This window comes from Bordetella genomosp. 13, from assembly GCF_007679965.1.
Classification (GTDB): Bacteria; Pseudomonadota; Gammaproteobacteria; order Burkholderiales; family Burkholderiaceae_B; genus Bordetella.
Map to the genome: position 1 here is coordinate 577,252 of NZ_VEHL01000002.1, position 22,039 is coordinate 599,290.

General features: G+C 67.0%; 18 protein-coding genes. 12 read left to right on the forward strand and 6 right to left on the reverse strand.

All coding sequences use genetic code 11. The annotated features are described in order from the left end of the window. Window positions 1-13 precede the first annotated feature (13 nt). The 12 genes from aroQ to FS845_RS08545 all read left to right on the forward strand — a co-directional run bounded on the left by aroQ (window position 14) and on the right by FS845_RS08545 (window position 11,109). Window positions 14-448, forward strand: coding sequence for a type II 3-dehydroquinate dehydratase (gene aroQ / locus FS845_RS08485; protein ID WP_144632680.1), 435 nt, complete (start codon window positions 14-16; stop codon window positions 446-448). A gap of 91 nt (window positions 449-539) precedes the next feature. Next, a complete protein-coding gene (gene accB / locus FS845_RS08490) occupies window positions 540-989 on the forward strand; it encodes an acetyl-CoA carboxylase biotin carboxyl carrier protein (protein WP_144632683.1) in 450 nt (149 codons plus the stop codon). Between the two features lie 123 nt (window positions 990-1,112). Continuing rightward, entirely contained in the window at window positions 1,113-2,459 is a 1,347-nt protein-coding gene (gene accC, locus FS845_RS08495) for an acetyl-CoA carboxylase biotin carboxylase subunit (RefSeq protein WP_144632686.1), read from the forward strand. A gap of 70 nt (window positions 2,460-2,529) precedes the next feature. Next, on the forward strand, window positions 2,530-3,450 hold the full coding sequence (gene prmA / locus FS845_RS08500) for a 50S ribosomal protein L11 methyltransferase (protein WP_144632689.1): 921 nt from the start codon (window positions 2,530-2,532) through the stop codon (window positions 3,448-3,450). 12 nt (window positions 3,451-3,462) lie between these two features. Further along, window positions 3,463-5,187 carry a DUF3426 domain-containing protein gene (locus tag FS845_RS26940; protein ID WP_260986215.1) on the forward strand — a complete coding sequence of 575 codons (1,725 nt, stop codon included), beginning with the start codon at window positions 3,463-3,465 and terminating at the stop codon, window positions 5,185-5,187. An 11-nt stretch (window positions 5,188-5,198) separates the two neighbouring features. Continuing rightward, a complete protein-coding gene (locus tag FS845_RS08515) occupies window positions 5,199-6,140 on the forward strand; it encodes a carbohydrate kinase family protein (RefSeq protein ID WP_144632692.1) in 942 nt (313 codons plus the stop codon). Window positions 6,141-6,330: 190 nt separating this feature from the next. Further along, on the forward strand, window positions 6,331-6,804 hold the full coding sequence (locus FS845_RS08520; RefSeq protein ID WP_409929276.1) for a glycine zipper 2TM domain-containing protein: 474 nt from the start codon (window positions 6,331-6,333) through the stop codon (window positions 6,802-6,804). 189 nt (window positions 6,805-6,993) lie between these two features. Continuing rightward, a complete protein-coding gene (locus tag FS845_RS08525) occupies window positions 6,994-7,230 on the forward strand; it encodes an acyl carrier protein (RefSeq protein WP_144632697.1) in 237 nt (78 codons plus the stop codon). After that, a complete protein-coding gene (locus tag FS845_RS08530) occupies window positions 7,211-8,389 on the forward strand; it encodes a D-alanyl-lipoteichoic acid biosynthesis protein DltD (protein WP_144632700.1) in 1,179 nt (392 codons plus the stop codon). Before FS845_RS08525 ends, FS845_RS08530 begins: the two co-directional genes overlap by 20 nt. Further along, window positions 8,386-8,511 (forward strand): hypothetical protein, encoded by a 126-nt coding sequence (locus tag FS845_RS26790; protein ID WP_062826573.1) that lies wholly within the window; start codon window positions 8,386-8,388, stop codon window positions 8,509-8,511. The genes FS845_RS08530 and FS845_RS26790 overlap by 4 nt, the downstream gene beginning before the upstream one ends. Before the next feature lie 7 nt (window positions 8,512-8,518). Then, complete coding sequence (locus FS845_RS08540) at window positions 8,519-9,646, forward strand: MBOAT family O-acyltransferase (RefSeq protein WP_144632704.1); 1,128 nt, start codon at window positions 8,519-8,521, stop codon at window positions 9,644-9,646. A 23-nt stretch (window positions 9,647-9,669) separates the two neighbouring features. Beyond that, window positions 9,670-11,109, forward strand: coding sequence for a D-alanine--poly(phosphoribitol) ligase (locus FS845_RS08545; RefSeq protein ID WP_144632707.1), 1,440 nt, complete (start codon window positions 9,670-9,672; stop codon window positions 11,107-11,109). A 24-nt stretch (window positions 11,110-11,133) separates the two neighbouring features. On the opposite strand, the gene FS845_RS08550 is transcribed toward FS845_RS08545, so the two are convergent. The 6 genes from FS845_RS08550 to FS845_RS08575 all read right to left on the reverse strand — a co-directional run bounded on the left by FS845_RS08550 (window position 11,134) and on the right by FS845_RS08575 (window position 21,949). After that, window positions 11,134-12,102, reverse strand: a complete 969-nt coding sequence (locus FS845_RS08550; protein WP_144632710.1) for a DUF3800 domain-containing protein — start codon at window positions 12,100-12,102, stop codon at window positions 11,134-11,136. 206 nt (window positions 12,103-12,308) lie between these two features. Beyond that, window positions 12,309-12,869 carry a YggT family protein gene (locus FS845_RS08555; protein WP_144632713.1) on the reverse strand — a complete coding sequence of 187 codons (561 nt, stop codon included), beginning with the start codon at window positions 12,867-12,869 and terminating at the stop codon, window positions 12,309-12,311. Between the two features lie 173 nt (window positions 12,870-13,042). Beyond that, window positions 13,043-13,648 carry a histone H1-like DNA-binding protein gene (locus FS845_RS08560; RefSeq protein ID WP_144632716.1) on the reverse strand — a complete coding sequence of 202 codons (606 nt, stop codon included), beginning with the start codon at window positions 13,646-13,648 and terminating at the stop codon, window positions 13,043-13,045. A gap of 310 nt (window positions 13,649-13,958) precedes the next feature. Continuing rightward, window positions 13,959-15,161 (reverse strand): ribonucleotide-diphosphate reductase subunit beta, encoded by a 1,203-nt coding sequence (locus FS845_RS08565; protein WP_144632719.1) that lies wholly within the window; start codon window positions 15,159-15,161, stop codon window positions 13,959-13,961. Window positions 15,162-15,182: 21 nt separating this feature from the next. After that, window positions 15,183-18,119 carry a ribonucleoside-diphosphate reductase subunit alpha gene (locus FS845_RS08570; protein ID WP_144632722.1) on the reverse strand — a complete coding sequence of 979 codons (2,937 nt, stop codon included), beginning with the start codon at window positions 18,117-18,119 and terminating at the stop codon, window positions 15,183-15,185. A gap of 305 nt (window positions 18,120-18,424) precedes the next feature. Then, window positions 18,425-21,949 carry an indolepyruvate ferredoxin oxidoreductase family protein gene (locus FS845_RS08575; protein ID WP_144632725.1) on the reverse strand — a complete coding sequence of 1,175 codons (3,525 nt, stop codon included), beginning with the start codon at window positions 21,947-21,949 and terminating at the stop codon, window positions 18,425-18,427. Window positions 21,950-22,039 lie beyond the last annotated feature (90 nt).

A 22,039-nucleotide genomic window follows, 5' to 3' on the forward strand; every position in this document is an offset into this window, starting at 1 on the left:
TCCTCGCAAATCCATGGCGCGACGCATTCTCGTCCTGCACGGCCCCAACCTGAATCTGCTCGGCACGCGGGAACCCGGCATCTATGGCAGCCGCACGCTGCCGCAGATCGATGCCGGCCTGGCGGCCGTCGCGGCGGATCTCAACGTGACGCTGGCGTCCTGGCAGAGCAACCACGAAGGGGCGCTGGTCGACCGCATCCAGGCGGCCGCGTCGGACGGCACGGATTTCATCATCATCAACGCCGGCGCCTACACGCACACCAGCGTGGCGATCCGCGACGCGCTGGCCGGGGTGGCGATTCCGTTCGTTGAAGTACATTTGTCCAACCTGTTCAAACGCGAGCCTTTCCGTCACCACTCGTACCTGTCCGACATCGCCGTCGGGCTGATCAGCGGCCTCGGGCCGGATGGCTACGAAGCCGCGCTGCGCTACGCGGCCCGGTACTGACCGCGACGCACGTTTTTCCAATTTCCAGTACATGGCGCCGGCCCGCTCCGGGGGGCGCCGCCAACAAATTTAATCGGGAAGCAGCTTCATCATGGACCTCCGAAAACTCAAGACCCTGATCGACCTGGTGGCGGAGTCGGGCATTGCCGAACTCGAGATCACCGAAGGCGAGGGCAAGGTTCGCATCGTCAAGTTCTCGCAGACCCTGCAACCCGTCGCCTACCACGCGCCCGAGGCCGTGGCTGCCGCGCCCGCCGCGGCAGCGCCTGCCGCCGCACCGGCCGCCGCCGCTGCCCCGGCCATCCAGGGCCACGTCGTCAAGGCGCCGATGGTCGGCACGTTCTACCGCTCGCCCAACCCCGGCGCCGCCCCGTTCATCGACGTGGGCCAGTCGGTCAAGGAAGGCGATCCGCTGTGCATCATCGAAGCGATGAAGCTGCTCAACGAGATCGAGGCCGACAAGGCCGGCGTCATCAAGGAAATCCTGGTCGAAAACGGCGAACCGGTCGAATACGGCCAGCCGCTGTTCGTCATTGGCTAGATGAATCCCCTCCTGCGCGCGGCGCGCGTCCCTGCGGGGGCGGCGCTGCCGGAGCCGCGGCGCCCCAGAGGCGCCGGTTCCATGTGTCGCAGGTCGTGCGAAGCACGGTGGAGCAACTGATATATGTTCGAAAAAATCCTGATCGCCAACCGCGGCGAGATCGCCTTGCGCATTCAACGCGCCTGCCGCGAACTGGGCATCAAGACCGTGGTCGTGCACTCCGAGGCCGACCGCGATGCCAAGTACGTGCGCCTGGCCGATGAGTCCGTGTGTATCGGGCCCGCGCCGTCGCGCGAGAGCTACCTCAACATGCCGGCCATCATCTCGGCCGCCGAGGTGACCGACTCCGAAGCGATCCACCCGGGTTATGGCTTCCTGTCCGAGAACGCCGACTTCGCCGACCGCGTCGAGAAAAGCGGCTTCGTGTTCATCGGCCCGCGTCCCGAGACCATCCGCCTGATGGGCGACAAGGTCAGCGCCAAGCGCGCCATGATCGAGGCCGGCGTGCCGGTGGTGCCGGGTTCGGAGGGCGCGCTGCCCGACGATCCGCAGGAAATCATGCGCGTGGCGCGCGAAGTGGGCTACCCGGTCATCATCAAGGCGGCGGGCGGCGGCGGTGGCCGCGGCATGCGCGTGGTGTACACCGAGGCGGCGCTGCTGAATGCCGTCGCCATGACGCGCTCGGAAGCGGGCGCCGCGTTCAACAACCCCGAAGTCTATATGGAGAAGTTCCTGGAGAATCCGCGCCACGTGGAGATCCAGGTGCTGGCCGACGGCGGCCGCAACGCCGTGTGGCTGGGCGAACGCGACTGCTCCATGCAGCGCCGCCACCAGAAGGTCATCGAGGAAGCGCCGGCCCCCGGCATCACGCGCCGCCTGATCGAGCGCATCGGCGACCGCTGCGCCGACGCCTGCCGCAAGATGGGCTATCGCGGCGCGGGCACGTTCGAGTTCCTGTACGAGAACGGCGAGTTCTACTTCATCGAGATGAACACGCGTATCCAGGTCGAGCACCCGGTCACCGAGCTGATCACCGGCGTCGATCTGGTCCAGCAGCAGATCCTGATCGCCGCCGGCGAGAAGTTCACGCTGCGCCAGCGCGACATCGTGCTCAAGGGCCATGCCATCGAGTGCCGCATCAACGCCGAGGATCCGTTCCGCTTCGTGCCCAGCCCCGGCCGCATCACCAACTGGCATACGCCGGGCGGCCCTGGCGTGCGCATCGACTCGCACGCGTTCAACGGCTATTTCGTGCCGCCCAACTACGACTCGATGATCGCCAAGGTCATCACGTACGGCGACACCCGCGAGCAGGCGCTGGCGCGCATGCGCACGGCGCTGTCCGAGATGGTGGTCGAAGGCATCCAGACCAACATCCCGCTGCACCGGGAACTGATGCAGGACGCGCGCTTCATCGAAGGCGGCACCAGCATCCATTACCTGGAAAACAAGCTGGCCCAGCGTCCCTGACGCGGGCAGGCGGGGCCACCCTGTGCGGGTGGCCCTGCTGCTTTAACCGAATCACCAACAGGCTTCCACCATGCGTGAACTCGTGCTCCACTGCCTCGAGGCGCAGGCCGAGGTGCTGTCCGATGCCCTGCTCGAAGCGGGTGCGCTGTCGGTGTCCGTCGAGGACGCCGACTTCGGCACCGCCGACGAACGGCCGCTGTTCGGCGAGCCCGGCACCGAACCCGACGTACAGGCCTGGGACCGCAACCGCGTCGTGGCCCTGCTGCCCGACGGCGCCGATCCGGCCCAGATGCTCGAGCAGGCGCTGGCCGACATCGGCCTGCCCGCCGACGTGGCCCGCGACTGGTCGCTGCGCGAAGTGCCGGATGCCGACTGGGTGCGTCTGACGCAGTCCCAGTTCGCGCCCATCCAGATCGCCGAGCGGCTGTGGATCGTGCCGAGCTGGCATCGCGACGATCCCGCCGTCGCTGCCCACGAGGCGGGCGGGTCGGACGCCATCCACATCGAGCTCGATCCCGGCCTGGCCTTCGGCACCGGCAGCCATCCCACCACCCACCTGTGCCTGGCCTGGCTCGAGGCCGAGCTGCCGGCCGGCGCGCCGGTGCTGGACTACGGCTGCGGCTCGGGCATCCTGGCCATCGCGGCGCGCAAGCTGGGTTCGGGGCCGGTCACGGCCGTGGACATCGATCCGCAGGCGGTGCAGTCCACCGCGGACAATGCCAGGATCAACGCGGTCGAGCTGGATGCCATGCTGCCCGACGGCCTGCAGGAAGGCACGTTCCAGGTGGTCGTGGCCAACATCCTGTCCAATCCGCTGAAGGTGCTGGCGCCCATGCTGGCCGCGCGTGTGGCGCCGGGAGGTGACCTGGTGCTGTCCGGCGTGCTCGAGCGGCAGGCCGAGGAAGTGGCCGCGGCCTATGCGCCGTGGCTGGCCCTGTCCGTCTGGCGCGCGCGCGACGGCTGGGTGTGCCTGCACGGCCGCCGCGACTGATACGGTTTCGCCATGCCGATCACCCGCTGCCCGCAATGCCGCACCGCCTTCCGGGTGGTCGCCGACCAATTGCGCGTGCGCAACGGGCTGGTGCGTTGCGGCGTGTGCGACACCGTGTTCGACGGCCGGGCCTCGCTGGAGGACGCCGAAGCCGGCATGGCGCCGGTGACGCCGCAGGCGCCCGCATCGTATGCGCCGCCGCAGCCGCCCACTCCGTTCGTGCCGCCGTCGCGTCCGATCCCCGTCGTGGCGCCGCTCCCCGCGGTACCGCCTGCCGACATGGCCCAGGTTCCGCCCGCGCAACGTGCGGCGCCTGTCCCGCGATTTCCGCGCGCGGCGGCGCCGTCCGCCGAGCTGCAGGATCCGCCGTGGGCCGATGCGCCGCGCGTTGCGCCGTCTCCCGTTCCGGCCGCGCCGGAACTGCCCGTCGCCGCCGCCGTTCCCGTGCCGCCGCCCGCCGTGCTGCGCGGCCGCGCGCGAGCAGGCGAGGGCGATGCCGCCGCGCCGTCGCACCATGCCGTCGGGCCGGAAAGCAGCGCGCCGTTTCGCAGCCGCGATCCCGAGCCCTACATGGTGACGCGTGCGCCCGCGCCTGTTCCGCCTCGACCCTCGGCCCCGCCGCCCGCGCACGACCGTGCGGTGCGCGCCGACCCCGCCGCCGGCCGCCGCGACCCGCGTATCGCGGCCGAGCCGCCATCCGTGCTGCGCGGACGCGCGGATCGCCGCCACGAACCCGCCTTCGGCGCCGCGGCGCCCCGCGAACCCGCGCCGTACGACGACGACCGCGAACCGCCGTGGCATCACGAGCCGCCGCGGCGCGGCCGCGAGCCCATGCGCCATGACGATACGTCCGCCGTCGACGACAAGCGCGACCACGAACCGCACTGGCGCCGCGAGCCGCCGGTGCGCGGCAGTGACGCCATTGCCCGCGACGACGCGTTCGAGACCGACGACGACCGTGACGACTCACCGCGGTGGCGAGCCGAACCCGCCGTGCGCGACCCCGAACGCGCGCACCCGGTTCCCGCTGCGCGCCCGCCCGTGCGGCCCGAACCTGGCCGCAGCGAGCCCGGCCTGCGCCACGCGACCGCGCACGACGACCGGACGGACGACGTGGACGCCAGCGGCCACGACCCGGACGATCGCATCTACGGCGACGCCCGCACCCGCTATTCCAGCGCCACCGACAGCGGCCGCGCGCCGCCCGAGTTCCTGGACCAGGACCGGATCGATTCGCGCCTCACCTGGCGCCGCCTGTGGGCCTGGGCCTGCCTGCTGGGCCTGCTGGCGCTGGGCGCGCAGCTGGTCTTCGCCTACCGCACCTCGCTGGCCATCGCCGTGCCGGCGCTGCGGCCGGCGCTGACCGGCGTGTGCCAGGCCGTGGGTTGCACGGTGGGCCACGCGCGCCGCATCGAGCGCATCTCCATCGTATCGTCCTCGCTGCGCCCGCCGTCCGGCGCCGCCTCGCAGGCTGCCGACGACGGCCGTTCGCGCCTGGTGCTGACCGTTGTGCTGCGCAACCGCTACGACAAGGAGCAGCACTGGCCGGCGCTGCTGCTGGACCTCACCGACCTGTCCGACACCGTGGTGGCGCGCAAGGCGATCCTGCCCGAGGCCTATCTGCCCGCCGGCACGACCGGTCCGTTGGGCGCGGGCGCCGAAGTCACCCTGACGGTGCCCATCCAGGTGACGGGCCTGCAGGTCAATGGTTATCAACTCGACAAATTCTTTCCTTGAAGGATGAAAGCATGACCGCTCCCGTACTGATCTGCGGCTCGATGGCGTTCGATTCGATCGCCGTGTTCGAAGGCAGCTTCGGCGATCACATCCTGCCCGACCGCATCCAATCGCTGAGCGTGTCCTTCCTGGTGCCGACCATGCGCAAGGAATACGGCGGCTGCGCGGGCAACATCGCCTACAACCTGAAACTGCTGGGCGGCAATCCCGTGCCGGTCGCCACGGTGGGCGAGGACGCCGGCGAATACATCGAGCGTCTCACCGGCCTGGGCATCGATGTCTCGCGCGTGCGCGTCATGCCGGGCACCTACACGGCCCAGTGCTTCATCACCACCGACCTGAACGACAACCAGATCGCCGCCTTCCACCCGGGCGCGATGTCGCTGTCGGCGCAGAACGATCTGAGCGATGCCGAAGCCGCCTGGGGCGTGGTCGCGCCGGACGCCAAGGAGGGCATGTTCGCCCACGCCGAACGCCTGAACCGCAAGGGCATCCCGTTCGTCTTCGACCTGGGCCAGGCCATGCCGCTGTTCAGCGGCGAGGACATCACGCGCATGCTGGGCCTGGCCCAGGTGCTGACCGCCAACGACTACGAGGCCGGCGTGATCGAGCAGCGCACCGGCCGCAGCCTGGCCGAGATCGCCGGCGGCCTGCGGGCCGCGGTGGTGACGCGCGGCGCGCAGGGCGCCACGCTGTTGACCGGCGGCGAAACCATCGAGATCCCGCCCGTGAAGGCCGAGGCCGTGGTCGACCCCACCGGCTGCGGCGACGCGCACCGCGGCGGCCTGCTGTATGGGTTGACCAGCGGCATGAACTGGCTGGACAGCGCCCGCCTGGCCAACGTGATGGGCGCCATCAAGGTCGCGTCGCGCGGCCCGCAGAACCACACGCCGTCGCGCCAGCAGATTGACGCGCAACTGCGCGCTGCATACGGTATCGGCTTGCAAGGCTGAGCGCCGGCCCGGCGCGGCCCGACGGGCGGCCGCGCCGGGAACCGAAGCCCTCATCCAGGCGTCAATCACCTGTTGCACCCTGTTTCTCGGCGGAAGGCAATCCGCCGTATGCAGAGGTATCATGAATCACCGTCGCCTAGTTCCCCCACGAGGAGCCCCAATGACAAGCGCTATCACCCTTTCCAAGACGATGCCGCGCGCCAGCCGCTGGCTCGCCATCGCCGCCGTAGCCACCTCCATGGCCACTCTTGCCGGCTGCGCCAATCACAGCGCTTCGAGCGGTGTCTATTCCTATGACCAGGCCCAACGTGAACAGATCGTGCGCACCGGCACCGTCGTCGGCGTGCGTCCCATCACCATCCAGGAAGACCGCTCCAGCGGCGTCGGCCTGATCGGCGGCGCGGCGCTGGGCGGCGTGGCCGGCAACGCCATCGGCGGCGGCTCGGGCCGCGCCATCGCCACGGTCGGCGGTGCGCTGCTGGGCGCCCTGGCGGGCAACGCGGTCGAGAACCGCGTCGGCCGCAACTCCGGCCTCGAGATCACTGTGCGCCTGGACAACGGCGAAACCCGCGTCGTAGCCCAGGAAGCCGACCAGCCTGTCAGCGTCGGCCAACGCGTGCAAGTCATCAGCGGTGCGGGTCCCACCCGTGTTGCCCCGATGTAAACACTGCAACGTCGTTTTTTCGCAGCAGGATAAGCCCGCCTCTCCGGCGGGTTTTTTCTTTGCCGGTTTCAAGTTTCAGTTTATTCAGTTCAATTTCCGATTTTTTCATTTATACTCGCCCCAGCACGCTTCCGGGGCCGGAAAACGCCCCGCCGCACCGCCGGCTGGCACGGCGGAAACTGGACTGATATGCACACCGAGCACGAACTTCTCGCCCGCATCGCCGACATCGTCGAGGCGATCATCCTCAAGAAAGTCACGCCCGACACCCCGCTGATGGCCAGCGGCCTGGTGGATTCGCTGGCTGCGGTGGACGTCACGTTGGCCGTCGAGTCCGAATACGGCTGCTCCATCCCCGCGCCGGAGATCGCCGAACACCTGCAGTCGGTCCGTACGCTTGCCGGCTATGTCGCCGCGCATCGCTAACCCCCGCCTGCTGTCGCACCTGGCCGCCGCGGCCGCCGCCACCGTGCTGGCTACCGGGCTGTTCTGGAGCGCCGACGACTGGCTCAGCGCCACCGTCCGTCCGGTGGCGGCCGCCTCGTCGGCCAGCGACAACTACCTGCCCAACCTGGGGCCGGACTGGGGCACGCAGAACGTCAATTTCGCGCGCCTGGGCAACGCCCTGTCCGACGGCACGCTGGTGGTGCTGGGCTCGTCCGAGCTGTCCAGCCACGACCTGCGCTTCGTGCCGTACCGCTTCTTCCCGCAGGAACTGAAAGTGCCCACGCTGGCCTACGGCCACGCCATGTTCCAGTCGTACGGCATCCTCAGCGTGCTGGAGTCCGTGTCGGACTCGCTCACGCCCAACTCGCGCCTGGTGATCATGCTGTCGCCGGCATGGTTCGCCTCGGGCGGGCAGTTGCCGCGCACCGCGTTCGCCGAGCACGTCACCGGCCCCGTCTGGGACAGCCTGTGGGACAAGCCCGCCACGCGCGAGCAGATGCAGAACTGGATCAGCGACAACGCCAACTGGGGCCTGCTGTGGCTGCTGGCCAACGGCCAGGTGTCCGAACTGAAGGACAAGGCCTCGCTCTGGTGGAACAGCCAGGGCCAGGCGGCCCCGCCCGACAAGCCGCGCAGCGCGCTGGCCGTGCCCGCGCACAAGTTCGTGTCGTGGCCGTCGGCGGCACGCCTGTCCGCGCCGCAGTGGGACGGCATCCTCGGCCAGGCGCGCGACGTCGAGGTCGAGCTGGGCAGCCACAACCCCTACGACGTGCGGGACGACTACTACCAGAAATACCTGGCCGACCTGAATGCGCCGGCGCGCAACGAGTTCCCCGACGTGCAGCCCATGACGCGCAACGAGCTGGGCGACCTGTCGCGCGTGATGGCGCTGTTGCAGAAGCGCAAGGTGAAGGCCTATTTCGTCATCCAGCCGTTCAACCCCAAGCTGATCCTGGACGTCGAGCGTTTCAACCCGGTGGCCGATGCCATCAACGACATGTGCACCCGCTACGGCATGGGCTGCCTCGACCTCTACACCATCCCGTTCCAGCCCGGCATGGTGCGCGATGACATGCACCTGGCCGAACTGGGCTGGGCGCTGGCCGACCGGGGTATTGCGGAGTACTTCTCGCGATGAAGCGTTTCTTCTGGCATCTGTGCCTGTACCTCGGCCTCATCCTCGTCTTCGTCCTGCAGGCCCAGCCGACCACCGGCCGCGGCGGGCCGATCAAGGTCGAGTTCCAATACCAGCAGTTCTGAGGGCGCCATGGAACTGTACGCAAGCTTCAACTTCTTCGGCAGCGCGCTGGCCGGCGGCCTGGGGCTGCTGCTCTACCGCACGTTCGGCCTGTCGCTGCGCCTGTCGTACCGGCACCTGGTCGGCGCGCTGTGCCTGGGCGTGTGGCTGGCGGTGTTCTGGACGCGGCCCTACCAGCCCGCGGCGCTGTTCGTCGTGGCCGGCGGCGCGCTGTGGGCCATGCGGCGCGGCTGGCTGCCCACCTGGGGCGCGGTGCTGGTCACGATGGCGCCTCTGCTGCTGGTCAAGACCGGCACCACCAGCCTGCCCGGCATGCTGGGCCTGTCCTTCGCCACGTTCCGCGCCATCGACGTGCTGCTGTTCGCGCAGCGCAACGAGCGCGTATCGCCGCTGGATTACTTCATCTATCTGTTCTTCCCGCTGACCTTGCTGGCCGGGCCGATGTACCGGTGGCGCAATTTCCAGGCCGACCTCAGGCACGGCTTCGAGGGCGTCACGCTGGACCGCTGGCTGACCGGGCTGGAACTGCTGCTGATCGGCGTCATCCAGAAGTTCGGCCTGGCCGAGGCGGTGTGGCGCTTCGGGCTGAGCACGCTGGACGCGCACGATTATTCGCTGACCGGCGTGGCGCTGAACGCCTCGCTGTACAGCTTCTATCTGTTCTTCGATTTCGCGGGCTACAGCAGCATGGCGATCGGGGTGGGGATGATGTTCGGCTTCACGCTGCCCATCAATTTCCGCAACCCGCTGGCCGCGGTCAATCCGCAGGACTTCTGGCGCCATTGGCACATCAGCCTGTCCGAATGGCTGCGCGATGTGGTGTTCATGCCCATCTACAAGGCGCTGTGCAAGACCGCGTTCTTCGCGCGCCACCGGCTGGCGGCGCAGAACATCGGCATCTTCGCCACGCTGCTGGCCATGGGCGTGTGGAACGGCCTGTCGCTGCACTACATCGTCAGCGGCATGATGTTCGGAGCCTATTCGGTGGGCCACAACCTGCTGGTGAACGCCGCGCGCCAGCGCCCGGCGCTGCAGGCCGCGCTGGCACTGCCCGCCATGCGCTGGGCCGGCCGCGTGTGCACCCTGGTATTGGCCGCGCTGGCGCTGTACGTGTTCAGCGGCCGCAGCCCCATCTGAAGACCGGCCCCGCGAGGCAAGCCATGCGTTTCGATCTGCATACGTTCCAGTTCGTGCCCTCCGACCGCTCGCCGCAGGCGCTGGCCGTGGCGGGCGCCGACCGCAGCCTCAGCTGGCAGGCGCTGCTCGACGAGGCCCATGCCTTCGCCGCGCGGCTGCGCGAGCTCGGCATCGGGCCCGACGTGCCGGTGGCCATCTACGGCCACAAGGAGGCCGGTTTCTTCGCCGCCATGGCGGGCGCGCTGCTGGCCGGTACGCCGTTCGTGCCGGTGGACACCATCTATCCCACGGAACGGCTGCGCCGTATCGTCGAAATCGTGCGCGCGGGCGCCGTCTACGACGCCGCCACCGGCCGCTTCCTGCCCGGCGCGCCCGACGCGCGCGCGCTGGACGAGCGCGGACTGGCCTACGTGATGTTCACCTCGGGCAGCACCGGCGATCCCAAGGGCGTGCAGATCGGCCGCGAAAGCGTGGCGCTGCTGGGCGACTGGATGCTGGGCGATTTCCGGCTGGGCGACGCGCCGGTCTTCATGAACCAGGCGCCGTTCAGCTTCGACCTGTCGATGTACGAGGTCTTCGCCACGCTGGCGTCGGGCGGCGCCTGCGTGCTGAACGCACGCGAGCAGATCGCCGGCGGCCAGTGGCTGGCGCGCCTGGCCGAACTGGGCGCCTCGGTGTGGGTGTCGACGCCATCGTTCGCGCACCAGCAGCTGGTCAATCGCGATTTCTCGCCGGCCGCGCTGCCCGCCTTGCACACCTTCCTGTTCTGCGGCGAACCCCTGCCGGCGGCGCTGGCGCGCAAGCTGCGGCAGCGCTTTCCCGACGCGGCCATCCTGAATACCTATGGCCCGACGGAAGCTACCGTGGCCACCACCGCCATCTTCGTCGACGACGACGTGCTGGCGCGTCACGATCCGCTACCGGTGGGCCACGCAAAGCGCGACAGCCTGGTGTTCATCGACCAGGACGAGCTGTGCATCGTCGGCGACCACGTGATGCGCGGCTATCTGAACCGGCCTGACCTGAACGCCGCCAAGCTGTTCACGCACGGCGACGGCCGGCGAGGTTTCCGCACGGGCGACCTGGGCGCCATCGATGCCGACGGCCTGCTGTTCTGCCGCGGCCGCATCGACGACCAGATCAAGCTGAACGGCTATCGCATCGAACTGGCCGAGATCGACGCCGCGCTCAATGGCCTGCCGGGCGTGCAGGGCGGCGCGTGCGCGGTGCTGCGCCGGCCGGACGGCACGGCGGTGCGGCTGCTGGGCTTCGTGGCCATGGCCGACGGGCGCCAGCCCGGGCTGCAGGTGCCCGATGCGCTGGTCGGGTGGAAGACGGTGCTGGGCGCGCGCTTGCCGCCGTACATGGTGCCGCCCGAACTGGTGGCCTGCGCCGACCTGCCCATGTCGAACAACCACAAGGTCGACCGCAAGCGCCTGCTGGAAATCTACGCGGCGCTGTAGGCGGCGCCGCACGTGGCGCTTTGTTCAAGTAGGCATCGGATCTTGCGGAACATTTCTCTCTGGTCCAGAAGCAGTTAAAACCAGGGCTAAGATTTTTTCGATATCGCCCTGCACGAGAGCTGCCCCCGGTACAGCCCCCCGATTTACTTCTCTCTTGTCTTTGCGTACGACGGGCGGGCTTACGAACAGGTTGGAGGAAGGCCGTCTGGCATGGTTGTCGAACACGCTGATGCTCCAATACTGTTCGACCCTGACCTGCAGAAGTTTCAAGCGTTTGGCGTAGCGTCGCCTGATGTCCAGATCGCGTCCGTTCACATGGACTCCGGTGACGTACCCGAAGCAGTAGGCAGAGGATGCCATTGGAAACAGCAGCGCGCTGCACAGCACATCGGTCAATTGCAGTCCGACGTGGTTATTGCTGACACCGAAAGTTGGTAATTCCAGAATCCGATTGAAAGGATCACCTTTCGCTCGGTACTTTTGCGTGAAGATCGAATGAGCGACCTGGTCATTCAACTGTGTAGTCCGGAAGTCCGCGACCATGAACCCCGTGGAGTCCTGTTGTTCGAGAAAGCTCTGGAAGGCCTTGCAGGCCTGCTGTACCGACTGAGTGTAGGTCTCCCGGGCCTTGAAAGGGATTCCAATGCCCTTGATCCAGAGCGTGCCCAGTATCTTGCAATCCAGGCGCTCCAATAGGCTCAAAGTGTCGTCTATGAACCGCAACTGAGCCGTCGCTTTATGACCCTTTCTCCGGATCTGCCCCCGAAGGTCAGAGCCTTTGATTTCTTCCCGAACATCGTCCAGAAGATGCCTGGACTTGAAAGAACCAGGAAAGTAGTGCCGCTTTAACTTCAAGAATTCTGTTGTGAGCAACCCTAGAGATGCTTGAGGGACGATCAATCCTGCTATGACCAAGACCGGTTGAATGTCAGTCTGGCCACTGGGTAGCGCGGCGCTGCATCCCGCTTCATCGATGTAGCAGATGTACCCCAAGACGCACTCGAAAATGAAAACAGCCGCTTGAGCGGCTGTTTGGCGGTCTATGACCGTATTTGTCGCCAGGGAGTTCCCGTTCGACGTCCGATTGGCTTGGACCAATCGTTTTTTAATCTTAACTGGCGCAAATTTCCCTGTCAATTTCGAGGGTCAATTTTGGCCCTGAATACGATGGGCGCAAAGACTCAAGAAGGAAGCTGCGATTACACGCCCATCATGCTGTAGGTCAGGCGCGCCAGCACCATCAGCAGCACCTGGGCCAGCACCAGCAGCACCAGCGGCGAGAAATCGATGCCGGTGCGCGGCAGGATCTGGCGGATGGGGTCCAGCAGCGGCGCCGTCAGCGTCTGCAGCAGGGGCATCAGCGGCGCCATCGGGTTGACCCACGACAGCACGGCCTGGATGAGCGTCAGCCACACGATCAGGTTCAGCGCCCACTTCAGCGACATCAGCAGCGCCGAGCCCGCGGTGGCCGGCAGCAGCGCGGCGGGCACCAGCGAACCCACCGTCACCAGCCACATCAGCACCATGTAGACCAGCGCCGTCAGCCACACGCCGACCAGGCTGGCCCAGTCGACCTTGCCGGTGGACGGCAGGATTTTCTTCAGCGGCACCACCAGCCAGTTCGTGCCTTGATAGACGGCGCGCGCCAGCGGGTTGAACGGATGCAGGCGGACCGCGTGGATCCACGCGCGCAGGATGAGCGCCGCGCCGAACAGCGTGAACAGGATTTCGAGCAGGAAGCGGAGGATGTCGCCGAACATGGACGGTGTGCCGTAAGTGTCTTGTGGGACCGGCCCTCGCGGGTGCCGGCCGATCGATGGTCGCTCGATTGTCGCACGCCTGAACGTCGAGCATTCCGGCGGCCGACCATGAAAAAGCCGCCCGGCATTGCCAGGCGGCCTTGGGGTCTTACAGACGCGGTGACGCGTTCCCGTTAGGGACGGCCGCCGGTCGGGAAGGGCCACGACGACGCCGGGTTCAGCGCGGTCTTGACGGCAGGAGCGGCAGTGGCCGGGGCAGCGGCGGGCTTCTTGGCAGCAGCCTTCTTGGCGGCCGGCTTCTTCGCGGCAGCCTTCTTGGCGGCAGGCGCCTTCTTGGCGGCAGCGGGAGCAGCCTTCTTCGCGGCGGGAGCCTTCTTGGCAGCAGGCGCCTTCTTCGCAGCAGCCTTCTTGGCCGGCGCCTTCTTGGCGACGGTCTTCTTGGCGGCTACCTTCTTGGTCGCGACCTTCTTGGCGGCGGCTTTCTTGGCCGGCGCCTTCTTGGCGGCTACCTTCTTGACGGTCGCTTTCTTGGCGACGGTCTTCTTGGCGGCGGTCTTCTTCACTGCAGCCTTCTTGGCGACGGTCTTCTTGGCCGCGACCTTCTTCACCGCGGCTTTCTTGGCGACAGTCTTCTTCGCCGCGGGTTTCTTCGCGGCGACCTTCTTGACGGCTACTTTCTTGGCCGCAACCTTCTTGGCCGGGGTAGCCTTCTTGACTGCAGCCTTCTTGGCTGCGGGCTTCTTCGCCGCCTTCTTGGCGGCCTTCTTGGCGGTTGCCATGGTCATGCTCCTTAGGTTCAGGGGTCCCAGAACATAAGCCCGCGATACGCACCGCCGGATGGCGGATTGCACGTCGGGCTATTCATCGGCGCATGCCGCTGTTCCGTACGGGCTACAGCACTTCGGCTTGCGCTAATGAATTCGGCACGGCCATTTGATATGGCCCCCGCACCGTTGCGCGAGCCATTTCAAATGGCGCCGGCAGGCGACCCTGAAGGCCGCCTACCGCTTGGTCTTGCGTCATCACAACCTTGCCGGGACACGGCCATGGCGCGAAGCCCGAAGGCCCCGCCACCGCGCTACGGGAGGGCTACTCCCAGTTCAGCGTGCCACCAGTTTGGTATTCGATCACGCGCGTTTCGAAAAAGTTGCGTTCCTTCTTGAGGTCGATCATTTCCGCCATCCAGGGGAAGGGGTTCTCTTCCTGAGGATACAACGGTTCGATACCGATCTGCTGGCAGCGCCGATTGGCGATGAAGCGCAGATACGACTTGAACATGGGAGCATTGAGGCCCAGCACGCCGCGCGGCATGGTGTCCTCGGCGTAGGCATACTCGAGTTCGACGGCCTGGCGGAACAGTTCGCGGATCTCTTCGCGGAATTCCGGCGTCCAGAGATGCGGGTTCTCGAGCTTGACCGTGTTGATCAGGTCGATGCCGAAGTTGCAGTGCATGGACTCATCGCGAAGGATGTACATGTACTGTTCGGCAGCGCCCGTCATCTTGTTCTGACGGCCCAGCGCCAGGATCTGCGTGAAGCCCACGTAGAAGAACAGGCCTTCCATCAGGCACGCGAACACGATCAGAGACTTCAGCAGCGTCTGGTCGGCTTCGGGCGTGCCGGTCTTGAATTCCGGATCGGCGATGGCCTCGATGAACGGGATCAGGAACTCGTCCTTGGCCCGGATCGACGGCACTTCGTTGTAGGCGTTGAAGATCTCGGATTCGTCGAGGTCGAGGCTTTCGACGATGTACTGGTAGGCGTGCGTGTGGATCGCTTCCTCGAATGCCTGGCGCAGCAGGAACTGGCGGCATTCGGGCGCCGTGATGTGGCGGTAGGTGCCCAGCACGATGTTGTTCGCGGCCAGCGAGTCGGCCGTGACGAAGAAGCCCAGGTTGCGCTTGACGATGCGGCGCTCGTCCTCGGTGAGCCCGTTCGGGTTCTTCCAGAGGGCGATGTCGCGCGACATGTTGATCTCTTGCGGCATCCAGTGGTTCGCGCAGGTGGCCAGGTATTTTTCCCAGGCCCACTTGTACTTGAACGGCACCAGCTGGTTGACGTCGGTCTCGCCATTGATGATGCGCTTGTCGGCAACCTTGACGCGGCGCGCGGAGCCTTCGCCCGTCGGCGCGGCGGCGGCAGGCGCCGCCGCCGGCAGGGCCGAGTCGCCGAAGGCGCCGGTGGCGGCGCGCACGGGTTCGGCCGCTCGCGGCTCGGCGCGGCCCACGGCCGGCGAGGCCGACGGTTGCGTCGGCTGCAGCGCGGGGGTGGATTCGTCTTCCCAATTCAGCATTTCAATCTCTCCGGTGGCGGCTTACTGGCAGGCTTCGCATTCCTCGAAGCCAGGATCACCCGGCTTCATGGTGCAAACCGCTCCGACGATTTCGGGCTCAGGCAGGTTGGGCGCCTGCTGAGTGCTGACCGCGCCCGCTGCCGCGGATGCGTTGCCGGCGCTGACGGCGTTCAACTCGCCGCCGCGACCGGTGGATTTTTCGGCGCTGGTGGCGCCCAGCGTGCGCAGGTAGTAGGTGGTCTTCAGGCCACGCAGCCACGCAAGCTTGTAGGTTTCGTCGAGTTTCTTGCCCGAGGCGCCGGCCATGTAGATGTTCAGCGATTGGGCCTGGTCGATCCACTTCTGGCGGCGCGATGCGCACTCGACCAGCCACGACGGTTCGACTTCGAATGCCGTGGCATAGAGTTGGCGCAGTTCAGCAGGCACGCGATCGATACGGGACAGGCTGCCGTCGAAGTACTTGAGGTCGGCGACCATGACTTCGTCCCAGAGACCGAGTTTCTTCAGGTCACGAACGAGGTAATCGTTGACGACCGTGAACTCGCCGGAGAGATTCGATTTGACGTACAAGTTCTGATAGGTGGGTTCGATGCACGCAGATACGCCAATGATATTGGAAATCGTCGCGGTTGGGGCGATTGCGATGCAGTTCGAGTTGCGCATGCCATGTTCTTTGATGCGCGCGCGCAACGAGGTCCAGTCGAGTTTGCTCGACTCGTCGACGTCGACGTTGCCGCCACGCGCATCGCGCAGCATCGCGATGGAGTCTTGCGGCAGGATGCCGCGCGACCACAGCGAACCTTCGTACGAAGGATAGCGGCCGCGTTCCTGCGCGAGTTCGCTCGATGCCCAATACGCTTGATAGCAAACGGCTTCCATCGATTCGTCTGCGAACTGGATCGCGGTCTGCGATGCGTACGGCACGCGCATCATGTGCAGGCAATCCTGGAAGCCCATGATGCCCATGCCCACCGGGCGATGGCGTTCGTTCGACTGCTTCGCCTTCACGACGGCGTAGTAGTTGATGTCGATCACGTTGTCGAGCATGCGCATGGCGATGCCGACGGTGCGCTTGATCTTCTCGTGGTCCAGTTCGTAGCCGCCGTTGGCCGAGGGCTTCATGTGCGCGGGCAGGTTCACCGAACCCAGGTTGCACACGGCGATCTCGGACTCGTTGGTGTTCAGCGTGATCTCGGTGCACAGGTTCGAGCTGTGCACCACGCCCACGTGCTGCTGCGGCGAGCGGATGTTGCACGGATCCTTGAACGTGATCCACGGATGGCCGGTTTCGAACAGCATCGACAGCATCTTGCGCCACAGCGAGATGGCCGGCATCTTCTTGAACAGCTTCAGTTCGCCGCTGGCAACCTTGGCCTCATAGCCCAGGTAGGCCGCTTCGAATTCCTTGCCGTACTTGTCGTGCAGGTCGGGGCAGTCGGAAGGCGAGAACAGCGTCCATTCGGCGTTGTCCATCACGCGCTTCATGAACAGGTCGGGAATCCAGTTCGCCGTGTTCATGTCGTGCGTGCGGCGGCGCTCATCGCCGGTGTTCTTGCGCAGTTCCAGGAACTCTTCGATGTCCAGGTGCCACGTTTCCAGGTACGTGCACACCGCGCCCTTGCGCTTGCCGCCCTGGTTGACCGCCACGGCGGTGTCGTTGACGACCTTCAGGAACGGGACGACGCCCTGGCTTTCGCCATTGGTGCCCTTGATGTGGCTGCGCAGCGCGCGCACCGGGGTCCAGTCGTTGCCCAGGCCGCCGGCGTACTTGGCCAGCAGCGCGTTTTCCTTGATGGCTTCGTAGATGCCTTCCAGGTCGTCGGAGACGGTGGTCAGGTAGCACGACGACAGCTGCGAGTGCAGGGTGCCCGAGTTGAACAGCGTGGGCGTGGAGCTCATGAAGTCGAACGAGGACAGGATCTCGTAGAACTCGATGGCGCGCGCCTCGCGGTCGGTCTCGCGCAGCGCCAGGCCCATGGCCACGCGCATGAAGAACACCTGCGGCAGTTCGATGCGGGTGCCGCGGATGTGCAGGAAGTAGCGGTCGTACAGCGTCTGCAGGCCCAGGTAGCCGAACTGCAGGTCGCGGCGCGCGTCCAGCGCGGCGCCGATGCGGGTCAGGTCGTACTCGGCCAGCTTGGCGTCCAGCAGGCCGCCTTCGATGCCGCGCTGGATGAAGATGGGGAAGTAGTCGGCATAGCGCGACTGCATGCCGGCCTGCGAGACTTCCTCGCCCAGCACTTCCTTGCGGATCGTGTGCAGCAGCAGGCGCGCGGTGACCTGGCTGTAGGCCGGGTCCTTCTCGACCAGCGCGCGCGCCGACAGGATGGCGGACTTGTAGACCTCGTCGACGGGCACGCCGTCGTACAGGTTCTTCACCGTTTCCTTCAGGATGGCTTCGGTGTCGATGTATTGCGTCAGGCCTTCGCCGGCGGCTTCGATGGTGGCGCGCAGGGCGGCCATGTCCAGCGAACGGCGCACGCCGTTGTCGACGACCTTGATGCCAGAATCTTCTTCAGCGGCCGGCGCGGCCTTTTCCTGCTGCTCGTGCGCGCGTTCCTGCGAACGCTTCTCGCGGTACAGCACGTACGAACGCGCCACGTCGTGCTGGCCCGAGCGCATCAGCGCCAGTTCGACCTGGTCCTGCACGTCTTCGATATGGACGGAGCCGCCGTTGGGGCGGTTGCGCACCACGGCGTTGACCACCTGGGCGGTCAGTTGCTCGACCAGTTCGCGCACGCGCGCAGAGGCCGCGCCCTGGCCGCCATTGACGGCCAGGAAGGCCTTGGTCATGGCGATGGCGATCTTGCTGGGTTCGAAGCCCACCACCGATCCGTTGCGGCGGATCAGGTGGTAGCTGGACCACTGGCCGGCGGCCGAGACGTCGGCTGCGGGCGATTCGGACGAAGAGGGCGGCACGGCCGAAGGCCGGGTCACAGAGGCGATCGTAGTCTGCATGGAAGCTCCTGTGCGAAAAGCGGAAATGAGAAAGGACGCGGCTGATGCCGGGTCCGAAGAGAATTGGGTACGTATGGGGGAGGTCGCTAGGCCGGAACTGCGGATCCGGATGCGTGGCCGGTGAGTTCAGCTGGTGATGCAACCACAAGATGTAGTGTACCACCCCCTACAGCGACACTAATTCTAGTGATGGAGTCGAGTGCTCACAAGCGGGAAAATCGGTAGCGGGACGTCTTAGTTGTAACTATGAGAAACGGCGCCCGAGGGCGCCGTGCGGCCAAGCGGTGACCCGGTTTTCCCTGGCATCACGCCATTTTACGCTGCTCCGCGGGCAGGGCCGGCAATGACCCCGATTGCCAGAGGTGTAAGCGCTGTTGCATTTGGTCGCGGTACTTGGCGACGCTGGCGGCCTTGATGTGGCCATAGCCGCGGACGGTTTCCGCCAGGGCGGCGATGCGGGCGGCCTCGGTCAGGTTGTCCGCCGTCAGGCCGGCCACCAGAGTGTCCACGATCTGGCGATATTCGGCGATCAGCGAGCGCTCGGTGCGACGCTCTTCGGTGCGGCCGAACGGATCGAGCCAGGTGCCGCGCAATCCCTTCAGGCGGCGCAGCACGCGCATGGCGCGGTCGGCGCCGCCGCCCAGCGCGATCTTGCGCGGGATGCCGGTACGCGGATCCTTGCGCGCGAACAGCGGCGGGGCCATGTGGAATTGCAGTGTGTAGTCGCCCTCGAACTGGCTTTCGAGTTGGGCGCGGAACGCGCCGTCGGTGTAGAGGCGCGCCACCTCGTACTCGTCCTTGTAGGCCATCAGTTTGAACAGGCCGCGCGCCACGGCCATCGCCAGCCGCGGCGTGCGCGCGGCCGGGTCCAGCTCGCGCTCGCGCGCGGCCACGCGGTCGACCAATTCGCGGTACCGGCGCGCATAGGCGGCGTCCTGGTAGGCCACCAGGTCCTGCTCGCGGCGCTGCACCGCCTTGTCGAACGACTCGGGCACGTGCAGCTGGATGACCTGGGCGCCGCCGGCCGCGGTCTTGGGACGCAGCACGCCTTCCAGCGCGGCCGGTTCGTGCGCGGCCAGGCGGCCGGCGTCGAAAGCGGCCCGATTGGCCTGCACCGCCACGCCGTTGAGCTCGATGGCGCGCGCGATGGCGGCCAGGCTGATGGGCACGTCGCCGCGCTGCCAGGCATGGCCCAGCATGAACATATTGGACAGGATGCTGTCGCCGAACAGCGCCAGCGCGGCCGCGTGGGCATCGATGGCGGCCGTGCCGGCCTCGCCCGCCGCGTGGCGGATCTTGGCCAGCAGGGCTTCCTGGTTCAGCGGCGCATCGGGATTGCGCGTGAAGTCCGACACCGGCGCGACATACGTGTTGACGGTGACCCGGGTGTGGCCGTGGCGCAGCGCGCCCAGCGAATCGGGCGCCACCGAGGCCACTGGATCGCACAGGATGGCGGCGTCGGCCTGCTGCCAATCCAGCCGCACCGGGCCGGCCGAAGTGCCGGCGGGCGCCAGGCGGATGTGGCTGACCACCGTGCCGCCTTTCTGCGCCAGGCCGGTCAGATCCAGCACCGCGGCCGACAGGCCTTGCAGATGCGCGGCCATCGACACGATGGCGCCGACGGTGATGACGCCGGTGCCGCCCATGCCGGCCACCAGCAGGCGATAGGGCCGGTCGAGCTGCGCCACGCCAGGATCGGGCAGGGCGGCGATGCGGTCCTGCAGCTGTTGCAGGTCGGCCTTGGCCGCCGCGCTCTTGCGCGGCTTGCCGCCCAGCACCGACACGAAGCTGGGACAGAAGCCTTCGGCGCACGAGTAGTCTTTATTGCAGCTGGACTGGTCGATGGCGCGCTTGCGGCCATAGGGCGTTTCCAGCGGCACCACGGACAGGCAGTTCGATTGCACGCCGCAGTCGCCGCAGCCTTCGCAGACGGCGCTGTTGATCAGCATCCGGCGCGCTGGATCGGGAAACTGGTTTTTCTTCCTGCGGCGGCGTTTCTCGGCGGCGCAGGTCTGGTCGTGGATCAGGATCGTCACGCCCTGGGTCTCGCGCAGCTCGCGCTGCAGGGCGTCCAGCTCGCGGCGGTGGTGCACGCCGATGCCCGCGCCCAGGTCGATGCCGCGGTACTTCTCGGGCTCGTCGGTGGTGACGACGATGCGGGCGACGTTCTCGCCGCGCAGCTGCTGGCAGATCTGCGGCACCGAGATCGGGCCATCGACCGGCTGGCCGCCCGTCATGGCCACGGCGTCGTTGAACAATATCTTGTAGGTGATGTTGGCGCGCGCGGCCACGGCCTGGCGGATCGCCAGGTAGCCCGAGTGGTAGTACGTGCCTTCGCCCATGTTCTGGAACACGTGCGGCATGCCGATGTAGGGCGCCAGGCCGATCCAGTCTGCGCCTTCGCCCCCCATCTGCGTCAGGCCGCCGGTCTCGCGGTCCATCCACGCGGCCATATAGTGGCAGCCCACGCCGGACAGCGCCTGGCTGCCCTCGGGCACCTTGGTGGACGTGCTGTGCGGACAGCCGGAGCAGAAGTAGGGCCGGCGCTTCATGCCGTCGGCCTCGTTGGACAGCGGCTGCTGGCAATCGAAGCCCTCGCGGCCGCCCACGTGCAGGCCTGCGGTGCGCAGCAGCCAGCCCGACAGCGGCGCGGCCAGCAGCGAGGGGCGCAGCTGGCCCGCCGACGTGACCATCGATTCGCCGTCCAGGCCCGTCTTGCCGGCCACCGTGGGGCGATCGGCGTCGTTGTAGAGCAGGTCCTTGATCTGGCCCTCGACGACCGCGCCCTTTTCCTCGATCACCAATATATGACGCAGCCCGCGCGCGAATTCGCGCAGTCGGCCGGCGTCCAGCGGCCAGGTCAGGCCCGGCTTGTAGATGCGCACCGGCGAGTGCGCGGTGACGGTGTCCACGCCCAGGCGAGCCAGCGCTTCCATGGTGTCCAGGTGCGCCTTGCCCACCGTGACGATGCCCACCGTGGCCGCGGGCGCCGGGCACACCATGCGGTCGATGCTGTGGCGCTGCGCGAAGGCGCGCACCGCGCGCATGCGCAGGTTCATGCGCGTTTCCACGGCCAGCGACAGGAAGTCGCGCGCCGAGTATTCCAGCGCCTCGCGCGGCAGCTCGGGATCTTCCGGCATGTCGTAGGCGCGCGGCTGCTGCAGCTCGAACGACTCGCCGCATTCGATGGTCTCGGACACGGCCTTGAAGGCGACCCACGTGCCCGCGTGGCGCGACAGCGCCCAGCCCCACAGCGCGAAGGTCTCGTATTCCTCGATGGAGGCGGGGTGCACCACCGGGATCTGCCACCCGATCAGCGAGGCTTCGCTGGCGTGAGGAATGGAGGAGGACACCGCCGTGTGGTCATCGCCGACCACCATCAGCACGCCGCCGTGGCGCGAGGCGCCAGCCGCGTTGCCGTGATGCAGGGCGTCGCCCGCGCGGTCCAGGCCGGGGCCCTTGCCATACCACATGGCGAAGACGCCATCGACCTTGCGGTCGGCGCGCACGCCCGCCTGCTGAGTGCCCATGACGGTGGTGGCCGCCATGTCTTCATTAATGCCGGGCAGGAAGCGCACCTGGTTCTCGTCCAGCAGCTTCTTGGCCTTCCACATGGCCATGTCCACGCCGCCCAGCGGCGAACCCCGGTAGCCGGACACGAAGCCCGCCGTGTTCAGGCCGCGTTCGCGGTCCCGCCGGCGCTGCGTCAGCACCATGCGCAGCAGGGCCTGCGTGCCCGTGAGGAACACCCGGCCGTGCGTGCGGGTCAGGTTGTCCGAGAGCTGGTATTCCAGGTCGATCGAGGGCGGTTGCTGGGGCGTGCCGTCCATGGCGTGAGTCTCCGATTGTCTCCAGCCATGATAGGTGCGCGAGCCTTGGCGTTTATTGCGTTGTGGCGTCGTGCTATCCCTATAATTCGA

Bases quoted from the DNA above. Each gene is read 5' to 3' on its own strand.
- FS845_RS08530 (WP_144632700.1), top strand. From the start codon at position 7,211: ATGTCGCCGCGCATCGCTAACCCCCGCCTGCTGTCGCACCTGGCCGCC.
- FS845_RS08575 (WP_144632725.1), bottom strand. From the start codon at position 21,949: ATGGACGGCACGCCCCAGCAACCGCCCTCGATCGACCTGGAATACCAG.
- FS845_RS08520 (WP_409929276.1), top strand. From the start codon at position 6,331: ATGCCGCGCGCCAGCCGCTGGCTCGCCATCGCCGCCGTAGCCACCTCC.
- FS845_RS08545 (WP_144632707.1), top strand. From the start codon at position 9,670: ATGCGTTTCGATCTGCATACGTTCCAGTTCGTGCCCTCCGACCGCTCG.
- FS845_RS08525 (WP_144632697.1), top strand. From the start codon at position 6,994: ATGCACACCGAGCACGAACTTCTCGCCCGCATCGCCGACATCGTCGAG.
- accB (WP_144632683.1), top strand. From the start codon at position 540: ATGGACCTCCGAAAACTCAAGACCCTGATCGACCTGGTGGCGGAGTCG.
- prmA (WP_144632689.1), top strand. From the start codon at position 2,530: ATGCGTGAACTCGTGCTCCACTGCCTCGAGGCGCAGGCCGAGGTGCTG.
- accC (WP_144632686.1), top strand. From the start codon at position 1,113: ATGTTCGAAAAAATCCTGATCGCCAACCGCGGCGAGATCGCCTTGCGC.
- FS845_RS08555 (WP_144632713.1), bottom strand. From the start codon at position 12,869: ATGTTCGGCGACATCCTCCGCTTCCTGCTCGAAATCCTGTTCACGCTG.
- FS845_RS26940 (WP_260986215.1), top strand. From the start codon at position 3,463: ATGCCGATCACCCGCTGCCCGCAATGCCGCACCGCCTTCCGGGTGGTC.
- FS845_RS08570 (WP_144632722.1), bottom strand. From the start codon at position 18,119: ATGCAGACTACGATCGCCTCTGTGACCCGGCCTTCGGCCGTGCCGCCC.
- FS845_RS08540 (WP_144632704.1), top strand. From the start codon at position 8,519: ATGGAACTGTACGCAAGCTTCAACTTCTTCGGCAGCGCGCTGGCCGGC.
- FS845_RS08560 (WP_144632716.1), bottom strand. From the start codon at position 13,648: ATGGCAACCGCCAAGAAGGCCGCCAAGAAGGCGGCGAAGAAGCCCGCA.
- FS845_RS08515 (WP_144632692.1), top strand. From the start codon at position 5,199: ATGACCGCTCCCGTACTGATCTGCGGCTCGATGGCGTTCGATTCGATC.
- FS845_RS26790 (WP_062826573.1), top strand. From the start codon at position 8,386: ATGAAGCGTTTCTTCTGGCATCTGTGCCTGTACCTCGGCCTCATCCTC.
- aroQ (WP_144632680.1), top strand. From the start codon at position 14: ATGGCGCGACGCATTCTCGTCCTGCACGGCCCCAACCTGAATCTGCTC.
- FS845_RS08565 (WP_144632719.1), bottom strand. From the start codon at position 15,161: ATGCTGAATTGGGAAGACGAATCCACCCCCGCGCTGCAGCCGACGCAA.